Genomic DNA, 3800 nt, shown 5'->3' with positions numbered 1-3800 from the left:
CTCACCTTCCGTCGGGGTCGCCTCGGGTTCCTCAGGTGCCTGTTCAGTGTCGCTCATGTTCGCCTCCTCCCGCGGCGTATGTTTAGAGCCCTGGTGGCAGTTCACCTGGGAGTCACCAGGGTTTGAAGGTGCGCAACATATATGCGCTTTGTTACTTCTGTCCTAGTTCTCTCAGGGGAAGATGTCAACGGATCTTCCCGCTCGTCTGTCGAGAGCTTGCTCAGCTTGATCTTTAACCTCGGCGGTTCACCTGACCCGCTGATCTTGGTTCGTTCCCAGGACAGCAGGACGGCCGTTCTTCACGCTTCGAGGTGTCGAGCAACGTCGCGTGAAGGAACGGCCGCTGGTGAAGAGTCTCGCCCCTGGACAGTCCGCTGACGCCGCGCTGGGCATCCTGTCCCACTTTCGTGTCCAGTTCTATCCTCTACACCCGGGCGGATGCGCTCTTCGAGCTCACCGACGCGGTGCTGTGCTCGGACGGCCCGGTCACGTCACTGGTCGAGTTGACGCTCACCGCCGAGCACCGCCGTGGCACGGAGCGATGTACGACGCGGTCAATCACGGCTGGCTGGAGCCACGCCGCCTGCGCCGACTGCTTGCCTCCACGCCGCTGCCGCGTGCCGCCGACGGGCGGATCATGCTCGCGGTCGATGTGAGCAACTGGCTGCGTCCCGACGCCCCGACCAGCCCGGAGTTGCTGTTCTGCCACGTCTACGGGCGGGGCCGCAGCGCGGATCAGTTCATCCCCGGCTGACCCTACTCCTTCGTCGCCGCGCTGGAGACGGGACGCACGTCGTGGACCGCGCTGCTGGACGCGATCCGGCTGGGGCCGTGCGACGACGCCACCGCGGTGACCGCCGCCCAGCAGCGCGAGGTGATTACCTGGCTGGTGCAGGCCGGGCTGTGGCGGCCGGGCGACGCGGACATCCTCGTCGTGATGGACACCGGCTACGACGTCACCCGCCTCGCCTACGTCCTGGCGGATCTGCCTGTGGAGCTGGTCGGCCGGCTGCGCTCGGACCGGGTGATGCTCCGGGATGCCGGACCGCGCCGCTCGACCCCGCGCGGCGGGCAGCCCCGCAAGCACGGCGGCGTCCTCACTTCGCCAAGCCCGAGAGCTGGCACACCCCCGGCCAGGCCACCACCTGCGACACCAGCCGCTACGGCCGGGCGGAGGCCTTCGCCTGGGACCGGATGCACCCCCGCCTGCAGGCCCGCGGCCCGTGGCTCGACCACGAAGGTGAACTCCCACTGATCCACGGCACGTTGATCCGCCTCAAGGTCGACCACCTGCCCGGCGACCGCGACCCGAAGCCGCTCACGGATGGTCCGTTTCAGCGACGGAAGGGCGTCCGAAGCCAGCGGGCGGTCTCTGCGCTGTCGGCGGCAGCGAGCGGCGCCTGAGCGTTTCGCACCGTTCGACCAGCTCCCGCAAGAGAGCAGGATGTGCCGCGGCGGTTGTGGGACGACTGCCGTCCAACAAGTGCGGCCAAGCCGCACGGCCCTCCGAATAGTTTCCCGTCCACCCCAACCACCTCTTGCCGGTCGGGGTCGGTGCCGCATGGGGAAATCCGCTTGGGGGCGCCGGTGATCAATTACCTGTCAGGGCTGAGGGGCACTGGAAGTGGACAAAGACCACCTTGCCTCCCCCCTCCTGAACCGGAGCAACGGTTACCCCGCCTCCGTACAGTCTGGCGAGATCGACGACGCTCCTCAGCCCCTCGCCAGCCTCCTCACGCGTCGTGGGCGGAAGACGTGGGTCGCGGTCGGCGACACCCACCATCATGCGGTGTGGCCGCGGCGTCCCCCTCGCCCGGCAAGTGGATCCAGCTTGGTCACTTGGTATTCGATCCGGATCTCGTCGGCCAGTTTCAGCGTGCCAAGGAAAGCGGTGTAGGGCTTGATGCCCCAGGTGGACTGGGTGAGGGTGGCCCAGCCGCGCACCATTCCGTCCCCATCGCCGGCGCCATGCACGGTCACTGGGTGAGTCTGGCCCTTAACGGTGAGGTCACCGGTGATCTCGAAGGACTGAAGGGTGCCTGTGATGTTGGTGGAGCGAAATGTGATGGTGGGATGCTTCGCGGTGTGCAGCAGGGTGTCACCCTCCAGAGTCTTTTTGATCTCGGCCCGGTTGGCGTCGGTGAGGGGCTTCAGTCCGCCGCTCCCTTCCCGGACGGTCAGTGATCCCGTTTGGACCGTGAGGGTCACAGACGACTTCTTGGGGTCGTTGCCGACGACGACCGTGTTCCCGGACCATTGGGTGGCCTCGATGTGCCCCGCCTTGCGGCCCACCCCGGCGCGGCTGGTCTTGATCAGCAGGCGGCCGGTCGGCGGTCCGAAGCCGTAGGTTCCATCACTCACTGTCACATAATTGACTGTACGTGATGGGTGTCGGCTTTCCCGCGGACCGCTCCGGCGCGTCCCGCTCCACGTCACCAGGGCACCGTCGCCCCGCGCATGGGCTGCGTCCGCTTCAGTGGCGCGCCATCGCTTGTGGCTGCAGGCTGAGATCAGCGTGCAGCGCCTGACCCTTTGCTGGCTGACCCGACGCCCTGCACAGCGCATCGCCCTGGGCAGCATCCCCGCATCCCTGCGGCTCTCTGTCGCCGCCGTCGCCCTCATCAGCCTGCTCACCGGACTGTGCGCCGCGAACCACGGGATCCCCGCCGACGTCGTACTGCCGGTGATACTCCTTGCCCCACTGCTCGCCCAGTGGCTGCTCGGCTGGCTGGATGCACGAGCCCGCGAACACGTCCGCACCGTCGAAGGCGACGCCCCGTGCCGTTACTTGCAGCGCCTCGCCGCCCTGCACGCCGACCTCGTCGAGGCCGCCGCCAGCAGCGACCGCTACGAACTTAACCGCTCGGCCGAGATCGGCCAGCACCTCCTGTGGGACGCTGCCAGCCTGCTCCACACACAGGACACCCGCGCGGCGTCGGACGCGCTCATCGCCTGCGAACGGCTGCTGCTCCACCTCGTCGACCAGGTCACGCAGACCATCGAATGCACCGCCTCCGAGGACGGCGCAGCCGACGCGGACCAGACCCGTGCCCGGCGTCCCACCCCACCCTCAACACACCACTCCTGAAAGGAACCCTCCTGATGCTCGAGCTCGAACCCAGCCCGGCCGCCCGCACCCCGGACGTCTACCTGCTCTTCGCGCACGAGCCGTACTACCCCGGCCCCGGATCCCGGGAGATCAACACCACGGTCGTCGCTGCCGACTCCCTGCTCCACCCGCTCTCGTCTGCACCGGCCCGCACAGCCACGTCCGCGCCTACGGCGCCGCCAACGGTGACTTCATCCCATACGGGCCCACCGAGCGCACCGCGGTGCTGGACGAGGTCAATACCTTCCTCGCCAGCCTTGTAGCAGAACAGGATTTGTGGCCCGGCGACGGTCTGGTCGCCCCGCTCACCCGACCCGCCTGAACGGGCCCCGGGTCGGTTTGGCTGCAACGCACGTTGCTTGACGCAGTACACAGCGAGGCTCTGACGGGCGCCGGACCCGTCAGGGCCTCGCTGTGTACTGCTGCCGAGCGGGAGGCGCTCCAGCCCATCGTCCGCCTTGGCGACGCGCAGGATGCGCTGCGCGGGCGTTCGCGGGCAAGCTTTGAGGATCCACCGAAACCCCGATCACTCCCCGAACGTCAACGGCTGTGTTCTGTTACGCCTGCGTGCAGCTGCGCCAGTAGGTGGTCCAGTCGTGGGCGTGCCGGGCCATGTTCTTTTTCCAGCCTTGCGGATCGTTGCGGGCGATCTCGTCCCAGGCGGCGGCGCTGGCATCCGAGAACACTGTCG

The 3800-nt window shown here is 67.8% G+C and carries 2 protein-coding genes and 1 pseudogene; 2 read left to right on the top strand and 1 reads right to left on the bottom strand.

The window, feature by feature from the left end; translation table 11 throughout:
* Positions 1–385: 385 nt before the first annotated feature.
* Positions 386–1320: pseudogene (locus VXC91_RS43340) on the top strand (transposase); the annotation flags it as partial.
* Positions 1321–1782: 462 nt separating this feature from the next.
* Here the strand turns inward: VXC91_RS43340 and VXC91_RS43335 are convergent.
* A complete protein-coding gene (locus tag VXC91_RS43335) occupies positions 1783–2361 on the bottom strand; it encodes a YceI family protein (RefSeq protein ID WP_329512851.1) in 579 nt (192 codons plus the stop codon).
* A gap of 154 nt (positions 2362–2515) precedes the next feature.
* Here VXC91_RS43335 and VXC91_RS43330 point away from each other — a divergent pair, with 154 nt between their 5' ends.
* Positions 2516–3088, top strand: coding sequence for a hypothetical protein (locus VXC91_RS43330; protein ID WP_329512850.1), 573 nt, complete (start codon positions 2516–2518; stop codon positions 3086–3088).
* Positions 3089–3800 lie beyond the last annotated feature (712 nt).

The organism is Streptomyces chiangmaiensis (assembly GCF_036281785.1).
Classification (GTDB): Bacteria; Actinomycetota; Actinomycetes; order Streptomycetales; family Streptomycetaceae; genus Streptomyces; species Streptomyces chiangmaiensis.
Note: the sequence above shows the minus strand (reverse complement) of the source record. Positions and strands in the feature narration are given on the sequence as shown.